The 22,312-nt window shown below is 63.3% G+C and carries 20 protein-coding genes; 3 read left to right on the forward strand and 17 right to left on the reverse strand.

What is annotated here, in order from left to right:
* Positions 1–5 precede the first annotated feature (5 nt).
* Genes EOA13_RS08925 through yajC form a run of 4 tightly spaced genes read right to left on the reverse strand, consistent with a single transcriptional unit; the run spans position 6 to position 4,210 of the window.
* Entirely contained in the window at positions 6–848 is an 843-nt protein-coding gene (locus EOA13_RS08925; RefSeq protein ID WP_164780030.1) for a phytoene/squalene synthase family protein, read from the reverse strand.
* 1 nt (position 849) lies between these two features.
* On the reverse strand, positions 850–1,242 hold the full coding sequence (locus EOA13_RS08930; RefSeq protein WP_023812175.1) for an Mth938-like domain-containing protein: 393 nt from the start codon (positions 1,240–1,242) through the stop codon (positions 850–852).
* A 28-nt stretch (positions 1,243–1,270) separates the two neighbouring features.
* Positions 1,271–3,820 (reverse strand): protein translocase subunit SecDF, encoded by a 2,550-nt coding sequence (gene secDF, locus EOA13_RS08935; protein ID WP_127291505.1) that lies wholly within the window; start codon positions 3,818–3,820, stop codon positions 1,271–1,273.
* 51 nt (positions 3,821–3,871) lie between these two features.
* Positions 3,872–4,210 (reverse strand): preprotein translocase subunit YajC, encoded by a 339-nt coding sequence (gene yajC / locus EOA13_RS08940; RefSeq protein ID WP_023812178.1) that lies wholly within the window; start codon positions 4,208–4,210, stop codon positions 3,872–3,874.
* Between the two features lie 277 nt (positions 4,211–4,487).
* Between yajC and EOA13_RS08945 the strand changes: the two genes are divergently transcribed.
* Positions 4,488–5,363, forward strand: a complete 876-nt coding sequence (locus EOA13_RS08945) for an ATP-binding protein (protein WP_127291507.1) — start codon at positions 4,488–4,490, stop codon at positions 5,361–5,363.
* Between the two features lie 119 nt (positions 5,364–5,482).
* Here EOA13_RS08945 and EOA13_RS08950 read toward each other — a convergent pair whose 3' ends face one another.
* From EOA13_RS08950 to EOA13_RS09010, 13 genes are all read right to left on the reverse strand, one after another.
* Positions 5,483–6,991: a peptidoglycan DD-metalloendopeptidase family protein gene (locus EOA13_RS08950; protein ID WP_127291510.1), complete on the reverse strand. Its 1,509-nt coding sequence runs from the start codon at positions 6,989–6,991 to the stop codon at positions 5,483–5,485.
* 203 nt (positions 6,992–7,194) lie between these two features.
* A complete protein-coding gene (locus tag EOA13_RS08955; RefSeq protein ID WP_127291513.1) occupies positions 7,195–7,854 on the reverse strand; it encodes a protein-L-isoaspartate(D-aspartate) O-methyltransferase in 660 nt (219 codons plus the stop codon).
* Entirely contained in the window at positions 7,851–8,609 is a 759-nt protein-coding gene (surE, locus tag EOA13_RS08960; protein ID WP_127291515.1) for a 5'/3'-nucleotidase SurE, read from the reverse strand. The genes EOA13_RS08955 and surE overlap by 4 nt, the downstream gene beginning before the upstream one ends.
* Positions 8,609–9,913, reverse strand: a complete 1,305-nt coding sequence (gene serS / locus EOA13_RS08965; RefSeq protein WP_127291517.1) for a serine--tRNA ligase — start codon at positions 9,911–9,913, stop codon at positions 8,609–8,611. Before serS ends, surE begins: the two co-directional genes overlap by 1 nt.
* A gap of 197 nt (positions 9,914–10,110) precedes the next feature.
* Entirely contained in the window at positions 10,111–10,986 is an 876-nt protein-coding gene (gene tatC / locus EOA13_RS08970; protein ID WP_127291519.1) for a twin-arginine translocase subunit TatC, read from the reverse strand.
* Positions 10,983–11,768 carry a Sec-independent protein translocase protein TatB gene (gene tatB / locus EOA13_RS08975; protein ID WP_127291522.1) on the reverse strand — a complete coding sequence of 262 codons (786 nt, stop codon included), beginning with the start codon at positions 11,766–11,768 and terminating at the stop codon, positions 10,983–10,985. Before tatB ends, tatC begins: the two co-directional genes overlap by 4 nt.
* Positions 11,769–11,797: 29 nt before the next feature.
* Positions 11,798–12,019: a twin-arginine translocase TatA/TatE family subunit gene (locus EOA13_RS08980; protein WP_023812188.1), complete on the reverse strand. Its 222-nt coding sequence runs from the start codon at positions 12,017–12,019 to the stop codon at positions 11,798–11,800.
* 169 nt (positions 12,020–12,188) lie between these two features.
* Positions 12,189–12,956 carry an SMC-Scp complex subunit ScpB gene (scpB, locus tag EOA13_RS08985; RefSeq protein WP_127291524.1) on the reverse strand — a complete coding sequence of 256 codons (768 nt, stop codon included), beginning with the start codon at positions 12,954–12,956 and terminating at the stop codon, positions 12,189–12,191.
* The gene (locus EOA13_RS08990; protein ID WP_127291920.1) at positions 12,953–13,753 is read right to left on the reverse strand and encodes a ScpA family protein; all 801 of its coding nucleotides are present in this window, start codon (positions 13,751–13,753) and stop codon (positions 12,953–12,955) included. The genes scpB and EOA13_RS08990 overlap by 4 nt, the downstream gene beginning before the upstream one ends.
* A gap of 62 nt (positions 13,754–13,815) precedes the next feature.
* On the reverse strand, positions 13,816–14,835 hold the full coding sequence (gene nagZ / locus EOA13_RS08995) for a beta-N-acetylhexosaminidase (RefSeq protein WP_127267596.1): 1,020 nt from the start codon (positions 14,833–14,835) through the stop codon (positions 13,816–13,818).
* A 132-nt stretch (positions 14,836–14,967) separates the two neighbouring features.
* On the reverse strand, positions 14,968–18,309 hold the full coding sequence (locus EOA13_RS09000) for an SPOR domain-containing protein (protein WP_127291527.1): 3,342 nt from the start codon (positions 18,307–18,309) through the stop codon (positions 14,968–14,970).
* A 103-nt stretch (positions 18,310–18,412) separates the two neighbouring features.
* A complete protein-coding gene (gene argS / locus EOA13_RS09005) occupies positions 18,413–20,170 on the reverse strand; it encodes an arginine--tRNA ligase (RefSeq protein WP_127291529.1) in 1,758 nt (585 codons plus the stop codon).
* A gap of 75 nt (positions 20,171–20,245) precedes the next feature.
* Positions 20,246–21,460, reverse strand: coding sequence for a deoxyguanosinetriphosphate triphosphohydrolase (locus EOA13_RS09010; RefSeq protein WP_127291532.1), 1,215 nt, complete (start codon positions 21,458–21,460; stop codon positions 20,246–20,248).
* A gap of 90 nt (positions 21,461–21,550) precedes the next feature.
* Here EOA13_RS09010 and erpA point away from each other — a divergent pair, with 90 nt between their 5' ends.
* A complete protein-coding gene (erpA, locus tag EOA13_RS09015) occupies positions 21,551–21,898 on the forward strand; it encodes an iron-sulfur cluster insertion protein ErpA (RefSeq protein ID WP_013531288.1) in 348 nt (115 codons plus the stop codon).
* A gap of 1 nt (position 21,899) precedes the next feature.
* Entirely contained in the window at positions 21,900–22,295 is a 396-nt protein-coding gene (locus tag EOA13_RS09020) for a VOC family protein (protein WP_127291535.1), read from the forward strand.
* Positions 22,296–22,312 lie beyond the last annotated feature (17 nt).

Below are 22,312 nucleotides of genomic sequence, written 5' to 3' on the forward strand. Positions count from 1 at the left end.
TTACGTCAAAGTGCCGGCCAACCCTTGCTCGCGCGACGCAGCAGCAGCCAATGCCGGCGCAAGGCCGACAGCCGCGCCACGCCTTCGAGCGGCGAACCATTCTCCATCTTGCCGAGATAGGCACGTGACAGGGCAAGCGGCAGGAATGCCGGACGCAGCGATACAGGCAGAGCCGATGCGCCTCGCTCGAAGGCGGAAAGATGTTCCCGTGCCAGCGCCATCATCGCCGCCACCGCGCGTTTGGCGCCGGGTCCGCCATCACCGGCAACGAACTCCTGCGGCGAAGAGCCGGCCGCTGCAAGGATATCGGCCGGGACAAAACACTGTCCGCGCCGGCGATGCAGCGGCAACAGCAGCAGCAGACCGGTCATCGCCTGCGCACAGCCTGCCCTGCCCGCCAGATCGGCAAAGCGCGGCGCCTCGACGGGATCGAGCACCATCGCCGCAAGCTGGATGAGTGCTGCGGCCGTCTCGCCGCAATAGCCTTCCAGATCGGTGCGCGACGGCATCGGGTCGTCGTAGAGGTCGAAGATGCGCGCATCGAGCATGTTCTCGAAGGCCGGCTCCGGGAGGCCGAACGTCGCTATCGTGGCGTTCAAGGCTTCGGCAGTGGGATGGCCGGCGCCGGCCTCGTCGCCGGCGGCAATAACATCGCGCCACCACTGCAGCCGCACTTCGCCCGGCAGCGCTTCATGGATGCGATCGCGAATGCCTGCGATCTCGGCATTGAAGGCATAGAGCGAAAACAGCGCGTCGCGCTTGTCCGCCGTTGCATAGAGCGCGGTCAGATAGCGGTCATGGTCGGTGGCGCGCACCGCGTCCATGACGATTTCAGCGCTTCGAGACATGTCAATCGACGGCAATGAGCGCCGCGGCCACCGCGCGCTCTTCCGCCAGAAGGACATTGTAGGTCCGCACCGCGGCCCCCGTCGACATCGGGTCGGATGCAATGCCGGCGGCCTTCAGCGCGGCCCGCAATGCGGCGGGCAATGGCCTGAGATCCCTGCCCATGCCGACCAGCAGGATTTCGACCTTGTCGGCCTCAGCCAGCAGCCTGTCGAAATCCGCCACCGTCAGCGCCAGGGGATCAGCCGGTTCCCAACCATGGATGCCGGATGGCAGGCACATGAGCGAACCGCGATGCGACATGTCGGCAAAGCGGAACCCGCCATTGCCATAGGCTTCGATCGGCGCGCGGCCCGGAAAATGCGCCTCGCGGATGACGATGCCTTTGCTGGTCATCGTTCTGTCATCCCTTCGGGGCGGCGCGTCAGGTCGCGACCGCCTTGCCGCCATTGACCGGCTTCTCCTCGTCGGCAGTTGCCTGCGGCCGCAACTTGAACAGGATCAGCAGCGGTGCGGCGATGAAGATCGACGAATAGGTGCCGAAGACGACGCCGAACAGCATAGCCATGGTGAACGAGCGGATCACCTCGCCGCCGAACAGCACCAGCGCCAACAGCGCCAGGATCGTCGTCACCGATGTCAGTGTCGTCCTCGACAGAGTCTCGTTGATGGCGTTGTTCAACAGTTGCGGCAGCGGCATCCGCTTGTATTTTCGCAGATCCTCGCGAACACGGTCATAGACCACGATCGTGTCGTTCAGCGAATAGCCGATGATGGTCAGGATCGCCGCCAGTGACGACTGGTTGAACTCCAGCCCGGTGATGACGAAGAAGCCAAGTGTCATGACCACATCGTGCACCGTCGCCACGATGGCGCCGACCGCGAACTGCCATTCGAAGCGGAACCAGACATAGATCAGAATGCCGAGCAGCGCGATCAGCATGGCGATCGTGCCTTGCTTGGCGAGTTCTCCGGAGACTGTCGGTCCCACCACTTCCACGCGGCGGAAGTCATAATTGTCCTGCAGTTCGCCGCGCACCTTGTCGATGACGGTCTGCTCGGCATTCTCGCCGCCATCCTGCGTGCCGACGCGGATCAACACGTCGTTGGGCGTACCGAACTGCTGGACCTGGACTTCGCCGATGTTGAGTTCGGTCAGGCGCGAGCGGAGGTCGGCGAGGTCGGCATTGCCGCTCTTGGCCTGCACCTCGATCAGCGAACCGCCCTTGAAATCGATGCCGTAATTGATGCCGACGGTCATGAACATCACCACCGAGAGGATCGACAGTGCGCTTGACAGCGTGAACGTCCAGCGACGGATGCCCATGAACGGAATTTTCGTGCCGGGCGGGACGAAGGTCACCGGCGCGCGCGGCAATTCCTTCGGGCGAGCCCGGCGCAACCAGATGGAGACCAGCAGCCGGGTGAAGGTGAAAGCGGTGAACACGGTCGTCAGGATGCCGATGGCGTAGGTGATGGCAAAGCCCTTCACCGGCCCGGTACCGAGATAGAACAGCACCACGGTGGCGATCAGCGAAGTGATGTTGGAATCGACGATGGTCGCCAGCGCCTTGGTGAAACCGGTATCGATCGCCTGGATCACGGAGCGGCCGGCGCGTCGCTCCTCGCGGATGCGTTCGTAGATCAGCACGTTGGAATCGACCGCCATGCCGATGGTCAGCACGATACCGGCGATACCAGGCAAGGTCAGTGTCGCGCCAAGCAACGAGAGCACGCCGACGATCATCGCCACGTGCACCGCCAGCGCGATGTTGGCCAGGAAGCCAAGGAAGCCGTAGGCGACGAACATGAAGGCGACGACGAGGATAGAACCGATGATGCCGGCGACCTTGCCGGCATGGATCGAATCCTGGCCAAGGCCCGGACCCACCGTGCGTTCTTCGATGACCGTAAGCGTTGCGGGCAACGCACCGGCGCGCAGCAGCACCGCAAGGTCATTGGCGCTCTGGGCGGTAAAATTGCCGGAGATCTGACCGGTGCCGCCGAGGATCGGCTCGCGGATCTGCGGCGCCGAAATCACCTGGTTGTCGAGGATGATGGCGAACAGCTTGCCGACATTCTGCGCAGTGGCCTGGCCGAAGCGCGCCGCCCCCTTCGAATCAAAGCGGAACGACACCACCGGCTCGTTGTTCTGCGAATTGTATGTCGCCTGTGCGTCAACGAGGTTTTCGCCCGAGACGATGACGCGGTTTTCGATCAGATAGGGGACCGGCGGATCGTCCTGCGAGTACAGCACCGACGAGCCGGCTGGCGGACGGCCATTGAGCGCGTCCTGCACCGGCATCGACTGGTCGACCATCTGGAAAGTCAGCTTGGCGGTCTGGCCAAGGATTTCCTTCAGCCTTTGCGGATCCTGAAGACCCGGCACCTGCACAAGGATACGGTCGTCGCCCTGTCGCTGCACGATAGGTTCGGTCGTGCCCAGTTCGTTGACGCGGCGCTCGACCACCTCGATCGACTGCGTCAGCGCCGTCGATGTGCGATATTTGATGCCGGCGTCGGTGACGTTGAACTTGAGCAGGCCGGGCTCGGAATCGTCGAGCGTCATTTCCTGGATGGAGCCGCCGGTGAACAGGCCGGCGGCGACCGGATCGGTCAGCGTCTTCAGCGCCGCCTTGGCGGCATCGATCTGGGCGGGATCGGTGATGCGGACCTGCAGGGTCCGCCCCGTGCCGGCAAGTCCGGTATAGCCAATCTTGGCGTCGCGCAGCAGCGTGCGGATCTCGTCGCGCGTCGTCTCCAACCGGTCCTTGATCAGATCGTTCTGGTTCATCTCCAGCAGGATGTGCGAGCCGCCCTGCAGATCGAGGCCGAGTGTCATCTGACGCTTCGGCACCCAGCTGGGCAGTTGGGCCAAGGTGCTTGCTGGGATGAGATTGGGCGCGGCGAGGATCACCGTGATGGCCACGGCCACCCAGATCAGGATCATCTTGAAGCGCGAGAAATACAACATATGGCGTCGTCCGTCAGAGCGTGTCCGCGGATCGCTCCGCCTAAAATTGGATTATTTCTTGGCGTTCTGGTTGGCCACCGGCTCGCCCTTGACGCGCACATCGGCGATCGTGGAACGCAGCGCCGTCACCTTCATGCCACCGCCGAGGTCGATCTCGAGCTCGTTGTCGTCGATCACCTTGGTCACCTTGCCGACGAAGCCGCCGCCGGTGACGACCGTGTCGCCGCGACGGACCGCGGCCAGCATCTCGCCGCGCTTCTTCAGCTGCGTGCGCTGCGGCCGGATGATCAGAAAATACATGATCACGAAAATCAGGACAAACGGCAAAATGCTGATGAACATGTCGGGAGAAGCGCCGACGCCTTGGGCGTATGCCGGTGTCACGAACATCGAGGTACTCCTGAATTTTGAAAACAGCCGCCAATTTGGCGGCTCCTTGAAATTTGGCCGGAATATAGTCGGTAAAGTTGTCAATGCAACTGCGCGGCCGGCCAAATCGGCTGCTTTTCCGGCCTGTTGAGCCGTGTTAGAGCAGGATCGCGGAAAGCGCGAGCCGGTTTTTGGAAAAGATCACGCTCGAACAAAAGGTTGCAACCGGTTTTGTATCAGACGGAATCGGCCAGCTTCACGCCCCCACACGTCAAAAACGCGAAAACAAAAGACAACCATGACCGACAGCAGCATTGAAGCCCTGAACCAGAAACTCGACCGGCTGATCGAGGCGGTGAGCCGCCTTGCCCCGCCGTCGGTGCCCCAAACCGACCTCGGCGAGGCCGATTGTTTCGTCTGGCAGGCCGATCCGGGCTATCTGGAGCCGGTGCGCAAGGTTAACCGCGTCGACATCGGCCTGATCCGTGGCGTCGACCGCGTCCGCGACATCCTTGTCGACAACACCCAACGCTTCGCTGGCGGCTATCCGGCCAACAACGTATTGTTGTGGGGCGCGCGCGGCATGGGCAAATCGTCGCTGGTCAAGGCCGTGCATGCCCAGATCAACGCCAGGACCAAGTCCGACCTGCCGTTGAAGCTGATCGAAATCCACCGCGAGGACATCGACACGCTGCCGAAGCTGATGGGATTACTCAAGGCGGCGCCCTTCCGCTTTATCCTGTTTTGCGACGACCTCTCCTTCGACCATGACGACACCTCCTACAAATCGCTCAAGGCAGCGCTCGAAGGCGGCGTCGAGGGCCGCCCCGCCAATGTCATCTTCTATGCCACCTCGAACCGCCGGCATCTTTTGCCCCGCGACATGATCGACAACGAGCGCTCGACCGCCATCAACCCGTCCGAGGCGGTCGAGGAAAAAGTGTCGCTGTCCGACCGGTTCGGGCTGTGGCTCGGCTTCCACAAATGTTCGCAGGACGAGTATCTCGACATGATCGACGGCTATGTCCGGCACCATGGCCTGATCATCGATCCCGAGCAGTTGCGTGCCGAGGCGCTGGAATGGGCGACCACCCGCGGCAGCCGCTCAGGTCGCGTCGCCTGGCAGTTCACCCAGGACCTGGCCGGCCGGCTCGGCAAACCGCTCAAGGATTGATCCGCTCGCAACCAACTGAAAAAGCCCGCTCCTTTCGGAACGGGCTGAGCCGGCGGGCCGGACTGGAGGTCAGACGGCCCGCAAATTGCTTTTTTTCTTCTATTCGAGATAACTCCCGACTATTCGAGATAGCCGGAGGGATCGACCGGGGCGGAGTTCTTGCGCACTTCGAAGTGCAGCTTCGGCGAGTCCGTCGTGCCGCTCATGCCCGACAGCGCGATTTCCTGGCCGCGCTTGACCTTCTGGCCGCGCTGCACCTCGATCGAACTGGCGTGGCCGTAGACGGTGACCAGGCCATCCTCGTGGCGCACCAGCACCGTGTTGCCGAATTCCTTGAGGCCGTCGCCGGCATAGATGACGACACCGTTCTCGGCTGCCTTGACCGGCGTTCCCGTCGGCACGGCGATGTCGACGCCGTCCTTGCCGGAACCGAAACCGGAGATCACGCGGCCGCGCACCGGCCAACGCATCTTGCCTATGCCGGTGGCGTCTGGCGCGACGGCATCGTCGGCCTCGGCCTGCTGGATGACCTTCGAATCCTTTTTCGGCGGCGTGTAGGACGCCAGCGTTTCCGACGGCGTGATCTTTGCCGCGGGCTGCGTCGTGGCCGTCGTCACCGGATCGACCTTGGCCGGCTTGGCGGCGGCGACGGTCGCGCTCCCACCGGCCGGCACCTTCAGCGTCTGGCCGATCTTGAGCAAGCCATCCTTCATGCCGTTGGCCTGCTTCAGCGCAGTGGCGCCGACGCCGGTCTTCCTGGCAATCGAGGAAAGCGTGTCGCCCGACTGCACCGTGTAGGTGCCAGCAGCGCCAGTCGCCTTGGCCACCTGCGGCTTGGGTTCCTTGGGCTGGCTTGCTGCGGCCGACGTGTCGACCTGAGCAGCGGATTTGCCTTCCTTGAGTTTCGGCTGCTGCGGCAGGACGGCGACCTTCTCCGGCGCGGTGGCCGGCAGGTTGTGCTTGGTGTCTTTCGCCGGCTTGGCATCCGCGAGCTTCGGCTCGCTCTTGCTCGAATAGGCGTAGGCCGGGATGACCAGCTTCTGGCCTGTCTTCAGCCCCTTGGTCGCGCTCAGCCCGTTGACCTTCATGATCACGTCGGACGGCACCTTGTAGCGCTGCGCTAGGCCGCCGATCGTTTCGCCGTCCCTGACGACGATCTCGGTTGCATGCGGAGTGCCGGAAGCTGTCACGCGGGGTTCGTCAGGTTGCGAAACCTTGAAAGGCGACGCCGCCGGAGCGACGGTGCCGGTCGTGGTCCTGTCGACATGCGGTGACGGGGCCAATGCGGTGCGCACCGGCTTCGATGCCGGCGCCGGAGCCTGCTGCGCCTGGGCCACGGGCGGCGGTAGCGGCCGCGTCGAGACCGGCTCGAGGCTGGAGCGGCTGACCGACTGTGTATGGCTGCCATCGAGTGGAGCGGCCGCGACATCGCCCGGATAGGGCTGCTGTACGGCATCCTGCTTGTTGATGATGGCGCGCTGATTGTTGGTCGAGGATGTAAAGACGTCGTCGACGCCATTGAACCGCGAAACCTGGGAACTGCACCCCGCAGCAGCACCCGCGACCATCAGTATGGCGCAGCCTCGCGCCAGATTGCGACCGTTTGTCTTCAAAACACTGAGTTGCATCGCACTAACCCGCACATACCCGGTACAAACTAGGCATGATTAAAGCGCGTTAATGTTACTCGACGGTTAACCCCATGGAATCCGACGCAATTTTTCTTAAAATATTAGAGAGCGAGCCCAGGGGAGATTTTCAGGTCATGCCGGCCGGGGTCGAAGACGGCGCGCGCACCCGACGCGGCGTGGCCTGAACATCGACATACGCGCTAGATGACAGCGGCGATACCGCGCAGGATCGGCTGCAGGCGAACGAGGCCGATGTCTTCACGCTCGAAGCGGCTGCCAACCTTGGTCAGCTTGGCCAGCACCTGTTCGCCCTCTTCGGGGCCGATCGGAGCGATGACGATACCGCCGCTCGACAACTGGTCGAGCAGGAAGCGCGGCAGGCTGTCGAAGGCAGCCCAGGCGACGATACGGTCAAATGGCCCTTCATTCGGCAGCCCGCCGGAACCATCGGCGTGGCGCACGATCACATTGCCGATGCCGAGCGCCTCGAAGCGCTGCCGCGCCTGCTCGGCGAGCGTCTTGTAGCGATCGGTGGTGATGACCCGCGCCGCCAGCCGCGACATCACCGCCGAAGTGTAGCCCGAGCCGGTGCCGATCTCGAGCACGCGGTTGCCCTGCTCGATAGCGAGCGCCGCGATCACCGCCGCCTGCATGTCGGCACCTTCGATCGCCTCGCCGCATTCGATCGGCAGCATACGGTCCGACCAGGCGATCTGATGGAACTGGGCCGCCAGGAAGCCGCGCCGCGGCGTCGCCTCGAAGGCCGCGATCAGCGCCTTCGGCACAGTCCCCCGACCGCGCAGACGCAGCAGAAAGGCAGCAAAACCTTCGCGGTCATCGATCGGGAGGCCCTGGTTCATGCAAGCGCCTTGCTCAATTGGTCACGGATTTCATGCGCGGTCAGGTCGAGCTGCAGCGGCGTCACCGACACCAGCCTGTTGCGCAAGGCGTAGAGATCGGTGCCTTGCTTGCCCTCGACCGGCTCGCCGCCGAAGCGCAGCCAGTAGTAAGGCAGGCCGCGCCCGTCGCGGCGCTCGTCGACCCAAAGGCTGTGCACCAGCTTGCCTTGCGAGGTGACCACCGTGCCGGCGACCTCCTCGGGCGTGCAATTGGGAAAATTGACGTTGAGCAGCACGCCGTCCGGCAACGGCGTCGCGACAAGTTTCTTCAGCAACGCCGGCGCCAACGCCTCTGTCGTCTCGTAAGGCACGACGCGATCTTCGCCGACATAGCTGTAGCCCTGGCTGAGCGCGATCGAGCGGATGCCGAGCAGCGCACCCTCCATGGCGCCGGCGACGGTGCCGGAATAGGTGACATCGTCGGCGATGTTGGCGCCCGAATTGATGCCGGACAGGATCAGGTCGGGTGCGCCAGGCAGGATCTTCTTGACGCCCATGATGACGCAATCCGTCGGCGTGCCGCGCACGGCAAAATGCTTCTCGCCAATCTTGCGCAGCCGCAGCGGCTCCGAGATCGACAGCGAATGCGCATAGCCGGACTGGTCCTGCTCGGGCGCCACCACCCAGACATCGTCGGACAGCGTACGTGCGACGCGTTCGAGCGACGCCAGTCCCTCGGCATGAATGCCGTCGTCATTGGTCAGGAGAATGCGCATTATTTCGCTTCGATCTTTTCCAGACCGCCCATGTAAGGCCGCAGCACTTCAGGAATGGTTACGCTGCCATCTTCATTCTGGTAGTTTTCGATGACGGCGATGAGCGCGCGGCCAACGGCTGTGCCCGAGCCGTTGAGCGTGTGCACGAAGCGGTTGCCCTTGCCGTCTTTGTCCTTGTAGCGCGCGTCCATGCGGCGCGCCTGGAAATCGCCGCACACCGAGCAGGACGAGATCTCGCGATAGGCGTTCTGGCCGGGCAGCCAGACCTCGATGTCGTAGGTCTTGCGCGCACCAAACCCCATGTCACCAGTGCACAGCGTCATGGTGCGGAACGGCAGGCCGAGCCGCTTCAGCACTTCCTCGGCGCATTGCGTCATCCGCTCGTGCTCGGCAAACGACGATTCCTGATCGGTGATCGACACCAGCTCGACCTTGTAGAACTGATGCTGGCGCAGCATGCCGCGCGTGTCGCGCCCGGCCGAACCCGCTTCCGAACGGAAGCACGGCGTCAGCGCGGTGTAGCGCAGCGGCAGTTTTTCATGCGCGGTGATTTCTTCACGCACAAGGTTGGTGAGTGGGACCTCGGCGGTCGGGATCAGGCCAAGCCTGCCCTCCCCGTGCGGCGTGAAGAACAGATCTTCCTCGAACTTAGGCAATTGGTTGGTGCCGAACAGAACATCGTCCTTGACCATCAACGGCGGGATGACTTCCTCGTAGCCGTGTTCGGTCGTATGCAGGTCCAGCATGAACTGGCCGAGCGCACGTTCCATCCGGGCCAGTCCGCTTTTCAGCACCGTAAAGCGCGAGCCCGACAGCTTTGCCGCGCGCTCGAAATCCATCATGCCGAGCGCTTCGCCGATCTCAAAGTGCTCCTTCACCCAGTTCGGCCGCGTCGGCACCTTGCCGACGAGGTGCTTGACGACATTGTCGTGCTCGTCCTTGCCGACAGGCACGTCGTCGAACGGCACGTTGGGAAGCACTGCCAGCGCATCGGTCAGCGCCTTGTCGAGCTCGCGTTCGCGCGCCTCGCCGTTCTGGATGAAGACCTTGATCTCGCCGACTTCGGCTTTCAGCTTTTCGGCCAAGGCGGCATCGCCCGAACGCATGGCGTTACCGATCTCCTTCGACGCGGCATTGCGGCGCTCCTGCTTGGTCTGCAGTTCGGTAACGTGCTCGCGCCGCGCCTCGTCCGAGGCGATCAGTCCGTCGACCATGGACTGCGCCTCACCGGCCGACCACGAGCGCTTCACCAGCGCCTCGACAAGGGCCTTCGGGTTGTCGCGAATCCATTTGATGTCAAGCATGGTTTGAACGCTCCTGGGTAGCATGTCGCCCAAAAGTGCACAGCGATTTTGGGACAACGACATGCTCAAAACAAAACTGAAACGCATCGCTTTGAGCGCGATGCGTTTCAGCCAGAGGGCGTAAACCGCATCCGAGATCGATGCAAGATGGGCGGGGCGACGACTATGTTTTTCCGCCGCTGCAGCCGCTCTGTTGCCTATGAGGAGGCGGGGGCCGGGGGCTCGTCCGGTGCTTTGTCCGCCACCTCGTCCGCCGCGTCCTGCTTCTCGCGTGCCACGCGCTGCTTTTCCTGATCGCGCTCGATCAGCCGGGCAGCCCAGATGGAGACCTCGTAGAGAAGAATGGTCGGGATGGCCAGACCGATCTGGCTCATCGGATCGGGCGGCGTCAGCACGGCTGCGACGACGAAGGCGATGACGATCGCCCATTTGCGTTTCTCGGCCAGCCCCTTGGACGACAGCATGCCGACACGCGTCATCAGGCTGGTCACCACCGGCAGCTGGAACACCAGGCCGAAGGAGAAGATCAGCGTCATGATCAGGCTGAGATATTCCGACACTTTCGGCAGCAGCGAAATCTGCACCTGATCGTCGGTGCCTGCCTGCTGCATGGCGAGGAAGAACCACATCACCATCGGCGTGAAGAAGAAATAGACCAGCGATGCACCCATCAGGAACAGGATCGGCGACGCGATCAGGAACGGCAGAAAGGCGTTGCGCTCGTTCTTGTAGAGGCCGGGCGCGATGAACTTGTAGATCTGCGTGGCGATCAGCGGAAAGGCGATCACCATGCCGCCAAACATGGCGAGCTTGACCTGGGTGAAGAAGAATTCCTGCGGCGCCGTGTAGATCAGCTCGACCTTGTGCGGATCGAGCCCTGCCCATTGCGTCGCCCATTTGAACGGCACGACCAGGAGGTTGAACAGTTTCTTGGCGAAGAAGAAACAGACCAGGAAGGCAACGAAGAAGCCGCCCAGCGACCAGATCAGCCGCCGGCGCAACTCGATCAGATGCTCCATCAGCGGCGCCGACGATTTCTCGATCTCGTCCTTTTCGGTGTCCGAAACGCTCACTTGGCGGCTCCAGCCGTCTTCTTGGCCACCGGCTTCTTCACCGCTGCAAGCTTCGGTTCGGCTTTCGCCCCCGTCTTGGTCGCTACAGTCTTGGCCGCGATAGCCTTGGCCGCAGCGGGCGTCTTGGCCCTGAGCGTTTCAGGCTGTGCCGTTGTCACGGCCTTCGCCGGCGTCTTGGACGCAGACGCTGCCTTCGCGGCAACCTTTACACCATTTGCCGAAGCTTTTGCAGCCGGCGTCGCTTTTGCCGGTGCAGGCTTGGTTAGTTTCTTCGCCGCGGACGCCTTCGGTGCCGCAACGGGTTCCGCCGGCGCTGACGAGGTCACCACCGATTCGTCGGTCATTGCCGGAAAAACCGGCGCTGCTGGCGCTGCTTCCGGCCCGTTGACGCCAGGCATGGTCGTTGCACCGTTCTTCAACGGCTCGGCCGCCTGCGGGGTCGATGCGACAGAGCTTGCCGGATCGGCTGCCGGCTTCGGCTTCATCGCCGCATCCACGCCGGAGCGAACGTCGGCCGCGGCCTGTTCGAACGGATTGAGCTGCTTCCTGATCTCGGCCATCGGGCTGAGACCCCTGAGCTCGTCGACTGACTTCTTGACGTCGTCGAGTTCGGCTTCCTTCAGCGCCTCGTTGAACTGTTTCTGGAAATCGGACGCCATGGCGCGCAGCTTCGCCGTCGTGCGGCCGAAGGTGCGCAGCATATTGGGCAAATCCTTGGGTCCGACGACCACGATCATGACGATCGCGATGACCAGCATTTCGGTCCAGCCGACTTCAAACATGGCACTCTGTTCCGACTAGAACCTTGGGCTCAGCTCTTGCTGGCTTTTTCCTTCGCGGCCGCAACAGTCTCGTCGGCACGGTGTTCGACGGTGCGCTTGTCTTCGGCAACCTCGTCGTCGGCCATGCCCTTCTTGAAGCTCTTGATGCCCTTGGCCATATCGCCCATCAGCTCGGGAATCTTGCCGCGGCCGAACACCAAAAGCACGATCACCAGCACGATCAGCCAATGCCAAATCGAAAATGAACCCATAGCAAATCTCTCTCGAATGTTTTCCCTGGCGATGATCTATGCGTTTTCGCGTTGGGATTCAAACACAACTGCGACAGAGTTTATGAAAGGGTGACGGATGTCACGCATTTTCGACGGGAACGCCCGCTACGAATCCGCGCATCCTCATCAAGTTCGCCGCCAATGCCAGTCAATCTTCCGTGACGCGCGGCGTCAGCAGGCCGAGTTCCTCAAGATCGATATCGGTCAGCGCATCCTCGTCGTCGGTCAATGCGTCGGGATCGGCCGGCGGCTGCGGAATGGAGAAATTCGACGGCATGCGGCCCGAAAGCAGTCCAGCCCCCTTCAGTTCCTCCATGCCGGGAAGATCGCGAATCGCTTCCAGCGCGAAATGGTCGAGGAAGGTCTCCGTCGTGCCGTAAGTGACTGGGCGTCCGGGCGTCTTTCGCCGTCCGCGCATGCGCACCCATTCTGTTTCCAGGAGCGTGTCGAGCGTGCCTTTTGAGGTCTCCACGCCCCTGATGTCCTCGATCTCGGCACGCGTCACCGGCTGGTGATAGGCAATGATCGCCAGCACTTCGAGAGCCGCGCGGGAGAGCTTCCTTTGCTGGACGGTATCGCGGCTCATCAGGAAGGCCAGGTCGCCGGCGGTGCGGAACGCCCAGGCGTCGCCGACACGCACCAGATTGACGCCGCGCCGCGCATAGATCTGCTGCAGCTCGGCCATGGCCAGGGCGATGTTGATGCCGTCAGGGAGGCGGGCCGCAAGCTGCTTTTCGCTGACGGGTTCGGCGCTGGCGAACACGATCGCCTCGGCCATGCGCACGGCCTCGGCCAGATGCAGCCGTTCGGCCGGGTTCTGTAGCTGCTGCTCGGCCGGATCCTGGGAAAGCGACTCCTCTTCGGGTTCATCGCCGACCTTGAACGGGACAACCGAAGCGTTGGCGCGTTCGCTCATGATGCCACCTCGACTGCCTTGAATGCCTGCGTGCGGCCGCGCAGGTAGATCGGCGCGAACGTCTGATCCTGCCGCACGTCCATCGTGCCGTCGCGCACCAGCTCCAGCGTGGCCGCAAACGAACTGGCGATCGCCGTGCGCCGCTCCTCGGGACTGGTCATGTATGCGATCAGAAAACTTTCCAGCGCCGTCCAGTCGCTTGCAGCCCCGACCAGGCGGGTCAGGATGTCGCGCGCGTCCTTGAGCGACCAGACACCGCGCCTGGCGATGGTCACATTGTTGATCGCCTGCTTCTGGCGCTGCTGGGCATAGGCGGTCAAGAGATCGTAGAGCGAGGCCGAATAGGCGTTACGCTTTTCGACGATGACCATTTCCGGCATGCCGCGCGCGAACACGTCGCGGCCGAGCCGGTTGCGGTTGACCAGGCGCGCCGAGGCGTCGCGCATGGCTTCCAGCCGCTTCAGACGGAACTGCAGCACCGCCGCCAGTTCCTCGCCGCTTTCGCCCTCGTCGCCGGGCTGCTTGGGGATCAGGAGCTTGGACTTGAGGAAGGCCAGCCACGCCGCCATCACCAGATAGTCGGCGGCAAGCTCCAGCCTGAGCGCCCTCGCCGTCTCGACAAAGGTCAGATATTGCTCGACCAGCGCCAGGATCGAAATGCGAGCCAGATCGACCTTCTGGGTGCGGGCAAGATGCAGCAGAAGATCAAGCGGACCTTCGAAGCCGGCCACGTCGACAACCAGCGACGGGTCGCCGGTAACGCGTGAATCGTCATTCTCGGCCCACAGACGGTCCATCGGTGCGGCCTTCGCGGCCTTGCTTTCCAATGTTTCCGCCACTGCCTGTCGCTTTCCCTTTGCTATGCCACCGCATCGAAGTAGGTGGCGAATTCGGCACGTATTTCGGTTTCTTCAACCGTGTCACGGTTCTTTATATAGGTCAGCGCCCGCTTTGCGCGCTCCAGCGACGTGCCCTCAAGCCCCGTGGTCCGCGATGCGATGCCGGCCATCTCCTCAAAAACGCCGTTGCAGTGAAGGACCAGATCGCACCCCGCCGCAAGGATCGAGGCCGCCTTTGTCGGGAAATCCCCAGAAAGTGCCTTCATCGAGGTGTCGTCGCTCATCAGCAGTCCGTCGAAGCCGATTTCGCGCCGGATGATCTCGTCGATGACCTTGCCGGAGGTGGTCGCCGGATTGTTGGGGTCGATCGCGCTGTAGACGACATGGGCTGTCATCGCCATCGGCAGATGGCTAAGCTCCTTGAACGGGGCGAAATCATGCCGCTGCAGATCGCTGAGCGAGGCATTGACCACCGGCAGTTCGAAATGCGTGTCGGCAAAGGCACGTCCATGACCCGGAATATGCTTCATGACCGGCAGCACGCCGCCCGACATCAGCCCTTCCGCGGCTGCGCGGCCGAGCTCGATCACCGGTCGCGGATCCTTGCCATAGGCCCGCGCGCCGATGACATCGCTGGCGCCTTCGATCGGCACATCGAGCACCGGCAGGCAATCGGCTGTGATGCCGTAGCGCAGCAGGTCGAAGGCATGCAGCCGCGCCATCAGCCAGGCCGCTCGGGCGCCGGCATCATGATCGTCGCGCCACAGCGCGCCGAGCGCGCCGCCGGCGGGATAGTTCGGTGCCAGCGGCGGTCGCAAGCGCTGCACACGGCCGCCTTCCTGATCGATGAACACCAGCGCGTCCGGACGCCCTATGCAGTCCCGCATCTCGGCGACCAGATCGCGGATCTGTTCAGTCTCGCCAATGTTGCGCGCAAACAGGATGAAGGCCCACGGGCATTCATTGCGATAGAAATTGATTTCTTCGCGGGTAAGCGATTTCCCGGCACAGCCGAGGATCATGGATTTTGATTCGGTCATGTCGGCAGTTTAGGGCTTTGTGCGATCAAAGGGAATCGCCAGGGATTCATCCGGGACAATGCCGGATCTGCTTTCCCCATGAAAAAAGCCGGCGCGGTGGACCGCGCCGGCTTTTGATGGTTGGCTCCGGCTTTAGCGCGAGACGAAGCAGTTGCCGCCGGCGGCCTTGTAGCTGGTGCACAAATTGATCGCGTCATTGCGTGACTGGGCCGGAACGCGCACGCGGTAGAACGTGCCTTTGCCGGCGATCTCGGCCTTGACGATGTTGGCGGTACGCCCGGCAAGCACGCTGCCATAGCGGCGCTGCAGATCCTGATAGCTGGACTGGGCGCTTTCGACGGTCGGCTGCGAGGCGATCTGCATCGACCACGAGCCACCGCCGGCCGCGGTCGATGCCGGATCTATGGACGCAACCTGATCGGGCTTGACCTCGCCGACAACATCGACCGGCTGGTCGGACGGACGCTGCGGCGCGAGCGGAACCTTTGCCGGCGTGTTCGCCGATTGGGCCTCGGCTTTCGGCTTGGCGACCGGCTTGAGGGCCGGCTCGTCGTCCGCCTGGGCGGCGGCAGGCGCCACGGTGCCGGTCTGGTCCGCGTCGGCTTGCGCCGCCGGAGCAACATGCTGCGGCGCCGGATCGACCGGCTCGGTAGCGGCCACTAGCGGCGCGGCGGGCGCTGCCGGATCTTCACGCGGCACCAGCGAACCGTCCGACTTGACCACCATGGTCCTCACCTTGCGCGGCGCAACGGCGACGACATCGGCATTGGTGCCCTTGTCGGCGTCCTGCAGCACCTGCGCGATGCGGTCCTCGGACTTGGGCGCTGGCGCCGTGTTGTCGGCCGAAGCGGCGCCGGACATCGGCGCGGCATTGCCGACATCGGTTCCAGCGGCAGCTGCATTCTGGTCCGGCGAAAGATCGATGGCGCGGGCCGGGTCCTTCGCCTGCACGTCCACCGGCTCTTCGACGTTGGTGACCAGCTTTTCCTGGACCGGCTCGGCTGGCTTGGCGCCCCTGACCGCGTCATAGACCTTGTTGTTCTGGTTGGGCACCACGGCGCCGCCCGGATTCTCCGGCTTGACCTTGATCGGCGCGTTATCGGCCTTGACGATGACAGGTGCTTCGCTGCCGCCCTTGCCGCCAAAAGACAGCGCAAAGGCGCCGAGACCGCCCGCGACCGCGACCGCGCCGACAATCGCGGCGATGAACAGGCCGCGTCCGCGCGTCGGCCTCGCGGCCTCACGCTCGCCGAGACCCGGAACGGCCATAGCCTCGTCGAGTTCAGGATCGTAGTCGAGTTCATCGACGGTGAAATCATCGGCTTGCGAAACCGGCTGGCTCCCTGGCAGACTGTCGAGGTCGAAGCCGGAGGCGTCGGCATAACCCGTGGGCGCCGCCGCGCGGGCGGACATGTCCATCGGCCGCGCGGCATAGGTCCGCGCTTCCGGCTCATAGCCCGGCTTGATCCCATCATAGCCCGGCTTGACCCTGTCATATGCCGGCTTGAGGCTGTCATAGCCCGGCTTGAAGCCCGCGGCATAGGAGTCATCATCGTAAGACGCGCCGGCCACATTGCCTGTGGGGGCGGCAGCGACCTCCACCGCGTTCATCTCGGAGAGGAGGCTGGAGAACTCCGCATCGAGATCGTCGTAGCCAGGCGACGCTGGCTGGTCTTCGTCGAAGTGCAGTTCGGGAATATCGAGATCGTCCGCCAGCGCGACGACACGCTCGGGTACATCGACCGTTTCGACGTCGGGCATGCCTTCGTAATGCGCCGGCTGGCGCGATTGCGGCGCGGACACCGGGGCAGCGGGAGCCACGGCCTCGACCGGCTCGGACGAACGGTAGGATGTCATGGCGGTGACTGCCGGCGCGGCGGCCACGGATGCCACCGAAGCGGCCGGCTGAGCACCAAACGCAGGCTGAGCGCTGAATGAAGGCTGTTGCGGAACCGGCGTCACGCGGCTCCACGAACGCGTCGGCTCTGCGGGTTGGGAACGCTCCGCAAGCCAATCGAGAGAATCCGCCGAATTGTCCCGGTCGGCGGCTTCGTCACGCGGATCAAGATCTTTGGGCAAAGCCGCGTCGAACGCATCATCGTCGAAATCGACATCGCCAACCGTGTTCCAGGTCGCATCCTGGAGTTCATCAAGCATAAGGTCGTCAATATCCGCATCGGCCGCTTGGGCCGTGCCAACATGCCGGTCCTGCTCAGGCGCGGGTTCGTCAAGATCCCAGTCGAGGTCGCCGACAAGGTCGGCCGGCTCCTCGGTGGTCTCGGCAACAGGCGGCAGGGCGGCGACAGCCGGCTGAGCCGTGACGGGCTCACTGGCCACCGGCACTGCGCGCGCCGTCATGGCACCCAGCAGCGCATTCAACTCGTCTTCCAGGCTCCGTTCGTCCGCGGTCGGGGCATGCACCGCGGCTGCGATGTAAGCTTCCGGCGCCGCCGGCTGGGCGGCAACGGCGGCAACCTCTGTGACCGGCTCTTCGACCGTTTCGGCAAACGCGTCGTCCAAATTCAGGTCAAAAGCATCGTCCGGCACGCCCTCAGGGCTGGGAAGCTCGCCCTTCGCGTCAGCGACATCGGCAAACGCATCATGCGTTGGCGGCTCGTCGAAGGCATTCGGCCCATCCGCGCGAACGTCGAAATCCATGTCGACATCAGCCATGGCGTCGTCGAAATGGCCGGCAAAGCTCTCATCGGAGATTGCATGGCCGTCACGCGCCGCCGCCTGCTCCGGCATGGGATACTCGACGGGCTCGGCGACCACGAATGACTGTTCGGCCGCCGAATGGTCGTCGAGCACCAGCTCGTCTTCAAGCGAGACTGCCACCGCATCGTCGAATGCGTCATCGGAGGCAACTGGCTCGACAGAAGCGGGCGTGTCGGCAACGGCGTATTGGGCCTCTTCGGCTTCCTCATCGATCCGGAGGTCCTGGTCGAGCGAAGTGGCAAGCTCGTCCGCCATCGACTGATCGTCCTCGAAGGGGGAGACGTCCTCAAGCGAACCGGCGACGGCATCGTCAAAATCAGACGCGAAAGCCGGCTCGACGGACGGCGCGGCTTCAGCTGCGACCGCATGGCTGGTGCCGGCGACGTGGCCGTCGATCTCAGCCATGTCCAGTTGGAAATCGTCGTCGAGCGACACCGAAAGCTCGTCGTCCATCGCGCTGGCGTCAGCCGCTTGGAATGCCGGCTCATGCACGAAGGTCGGCTCATGAGCCTGGACAACCGGAGCGGCGTCGCTGTCGTCAGCGCCGAACTCGCCCATCATTTCTTTCTCGAGATCGATATCGAAATCGCCCTCTTCGAGCCCGCGATCGGCGGCTGGGGCCTGCGGCTGGGCGGGCGATTGCGGCCTGACCGGCTGGCGCGGGTCGAATCCCATGATCCTGGTCAGTTCCGCGAACGGATCATCGTCAGCGATGTCGTTGTTGTCGGCTACTCTCAGCTGGGTTCTGTCTGCCATTATTGTTCCCGAACTCGCACTCATTCGGACGCCATGGACGTCGCGTAGGGTTGGCCCTTACCAGCGCAATGTGGGCAAAAGGTGACAGGTTATTTAGTCAAACCTAACGCATTTCGGTGGGCGCGGCGGCCCCGATCAACGTCAGGCCGGACGTCAAAACGTCCGAAACAGCCTGCACCAGCCCTAGTCTGGCATGCGTCAATTGTCGGTCGTTAACCTTAACAAAACGTAAGTCCGGATTATCCGTGCCACGGTTCCAGTGTCCGTGGAAGCTGGAAGCCAGATCATAGAGGTAAAATGCCAGCCGATGCGGCTCGAGCGCAAGGGCGGCGGACTCGATCAGCCGCGGGTATTCGGCGAGCTTGCGGATCAGGCCGATCTCGCCCTCATCGGTCAGCAATGCCGCGGCCGACGCCAGGCTGTTGCGGTCGAAATTGGCTTCGCCCAGTTGCTCGCTCGCCTGCCGGAACACCGAATGACAGCGCGCCGAGGCGTACTGGACATAGAACACCGGATTGTCCTTGGACTGCTCGGTCACCTTGGCGAAATCGAAATCCAGCGGCGCATCGTTCTTGCGGTAGAGCATCATGAAGCGGATCGCGTCGCGGCCGACCTCCTCCACCACTTCGCGCAGCGTCACGAAATCGCCCGACCGCTTCGACATGCGCACCGGTTCGCCCTCGCGAAACAGCTTGACCAGATTGCACAGCAGGACAGTGAGCTTCACCTCGTCGCCGGCAATCGCCCGCGCCAAAGCCTCCAGCCGCTTTACGTAGCCGCCATGGTCGGCGCCGAGCACATAGATCAGGTCGACGAAGCCGCGATCGACCTTGTCCTTGAGATAGGCGACGTCGGCGGCGAAATAGGTGAACGAGCCATCGGACTTGACCAGCGCCCGGTCCATGTCGTCGCCGACCGCGGTCGAGCGGAACAGCGTCTGCTCGCGGTCCTCCCAGTCGTCGGGTTTCTCGCCCTTGGGCGGCGGCAGCTTGCCCTTGTAGATATGGCCCTTCAGCGTCAAATCGTTGATCGCCGAGCGGATCTTCCTGGCATTGTCGGCGTGCAGCGTGCGCTCGGAGAAGAACACGTCGTGATGCACGTTGAGCATCGCCAGGTCCTCGCGGATCATCGCCATCATCGCATCGATGGTGCGATCCTTGACGATGGCGAGCGCCTCGTCATCGGGCATCTGCAGAAGCGAGCGGCCGAATTCCGCGACCAGCGCCTGGCCGACGGGCACCAGGTAATCGCCGGGATAGAGACCAGCGGGTATTTCGCCGATATCGTCGCCCAGCGCTTCGCGGTAGCGCAGGAATGCGGAACGGCCGAGCACGTCGATCTGCGAGCCGGCGTCGTTGATGACATATTCCTTGGTCACGTCGTAGCCGGCGAAGGCCATCAGATTGGCAAGCGCGTCGCCGACGACAGCACCCCGGCAATGGCCGACATGCATCGGCCCGGTCGGATTGGCCGAGACATATTCGACATTGGTCTTCCTGCCGCCGCCAACCGTCGAGCGGCCATAGTTGCGGCCCTCGCCGAGCAGTGCGGTCAGATGTGTCTGCCAAAAGCCGTCCTTGAGCCTGAGATTGACGAAACCGGGCCCTGCCACTTCCGTCGCCGCGACATCCTTGTCGTCACGCAGCGCCTGCGCCAGTCTTTCGGCCAGCGCGCGCGGGTTCTGGCCGGTCGGCTTGGCCAGCACCATCGCCGCATTGGTCGCCAGGTCGCCGTGGCTGGCGTCGCGCGGCGGCTCGACGGCAATGCGCGACAGGTCAGGCGAAACGCCGTCCTTATCTTTCAGATCAAGCGCTTCGACGGCTTTTATGATTCGCGCGGTGAAATCGGCGAAGATGTTCATTTGTGTGACTCTGGGGTCTGGCTCTGGCGGCTTTGCAGCGAATCCGGCTCGGTGGCCGGCAAAATCGAGCCCGCCCTAGCCCAATTCAGGCGTATGGTCAAACAAACGCCGGTGTTCCTTGAGTGCGTAGGTGTCGGTCATACCCGCCAGGAAGTCGGCGACGCTGCGCGCCTTGATGCGGTCGTCGGCCCGATCCAGCCCCTCGCGCCAGCCGTCCGGCATGGCGCGCGGATCGGCGAAATAGGCGTCAAACAGATTTTTGACGATCTGCTCGGCGTCCGCGCGCACCCGCATAACCTCCGCGTGCCGGTAGAGGTGCTTGTACAGGAAGGCCTTCAGTTCTTTCTCCAAGGCAGCCATTTCGGCCGAGAAAACCACCATCGTCTCGCCAGCTGCCCTCACTGCATCGGCGCTCCGCGGCCTGATGCGATCGAGATTGGCAGTCGTCGACTTGATCACGTCCTCGACCATGGCGGTTATCTGCCGCCGCATCAGCTCGTGGCCGGTGCGAACATCATCGAGGGAGGGATAGCGTGAGCGAACGCCTTTCAGGATCGTTCCCGGCAGCGAAACCGTCTCCAGCATGTCCAGCGTCAGTAGCCCTGCCCTCAAACCGTCATCGATGTCATGCGTGTTGTAGGCTATATCGTCGGCGATCGCCGCGCATTGCGCCTCGATGCCGGCGAACCGGTCGAGTTCGAGATCGTGCAGTTCAGAGTAATCACGGATCGCCTGCGGCACCGGCCCTTTCAGACCCTTGCCGTTGGCGTCCGTCAGCGGCCCATTGTGCTTGACCAGGCCTTCCAGGGTTTCCCAGGTCAGGTTGAGCCCATCGAACTCGGCGTAGCGCGCCTCCAGCCTCGTCACGATGCGCAGCGATTGCGCGTTGTGGTCGAAGCCGCCCCAGGCGGCCATCTTCTCGTTCAGCGCGTCCTCGCCGGTGTGGCCAAAGGGCGTGTGGCCGAAATCATGCACCAGCGCCACCGCCTCAGCGAGATCCTCGTCGCCGCGCAGCGCCCGTGCCAAGGCGCGCGCGATCTGCGCCACTTCGATCGAATGGGTCAGCCGGGTGCGATAGTGGTCGCCTTCATGCGCGATGAAGACCTGCGTCTTGTGCTTGAGCCGCCGGAAGGCCGTCGAATGAATGATGCGGTCACGGTCACGCTGGAATGGCGTGCGGGTCGGGCTTTCCACCTCGTCGAACAGCCGTCCGCGCGACTTTGCCGGATCGCAGGCATAGGCGGCGCGCGGCCGATAGCCGAATCCGATGTCGCCCAACTCGTTGGTCATGGCTGATGCTGCCGCGTTTGACTTAGCCAGGTTGACTTGGCCCCTCGCGCTTCATACCTATCATGTGAAACCGAAAGCAAGGTGACGCCCATGGGCGCTGATGCCAAGACTGCCATGAAAGTCGATATGACCGAGGCCGCCGCCAAGCGGATCGCCAGGATTGTCTCGAACGAGGCCGGCAAGACGGCGCTGCGCGTGTCGGTCGAAGGCGGCGGCTGCTCGGGCTTCTCCTACAAGTTCGATCTGGTCGATACGCGCAATGACGATGACGTCGCCATCGAGAAGGACGGCGCCACCGTGCTGATCGACGACCTGTCGCTGGTCTATATGGGCGGCTCTGTGATCGATTTCGTCGACGATCTGATGGGCCAGTCATTCCAGATCCGCAACCCGAACGCCGTCGCCTCCTGCGGCTGCGGCACGAGTTTCTCCATATAGAATGCCTGCCATTGGTGCGGTCCGTCAGATCGCGCTGTCGGCCGGCCGTGATCTCGACGCCACGCTGGCTTTCTGGCGCGACGTGCTCGGCATGGCGGTTCATGCGCGCTTTGACCCGCCAGGCATCGCCTTCATCATGGCCGGCGATATCAGGCTGCTGTTCACCGACGGCATACCGGCCGGAACCGTCTATCTCGACATATCGGGCCTCGATGACTTCCATGCCTCTGCGATCGCGGCCGGCGTGCCCTTCACCGCGCCGCCAACACTTGTCCATCGCGACACAGAGGGCCAGTTCGGTCCAGCGGGGGAAAGCGAATGGATGGCCTTCCTAAAGGACCCGGCTGGCAATACGATTGGCCTCGTCGAACGCCATCCGCCGCAAGAATCCAACTGAACAGCATCGAGACCGCC

This window comes from Mesorhizobium sp. M7A.F.Ca.US.011.01.1.1, assembly GCF_003998295.1.
GTDB lineage: Bacteria > Pseudomonadota > Alphaproteobacteria > Rhizobiales > Rhizobiaceae > Mesorhizobium.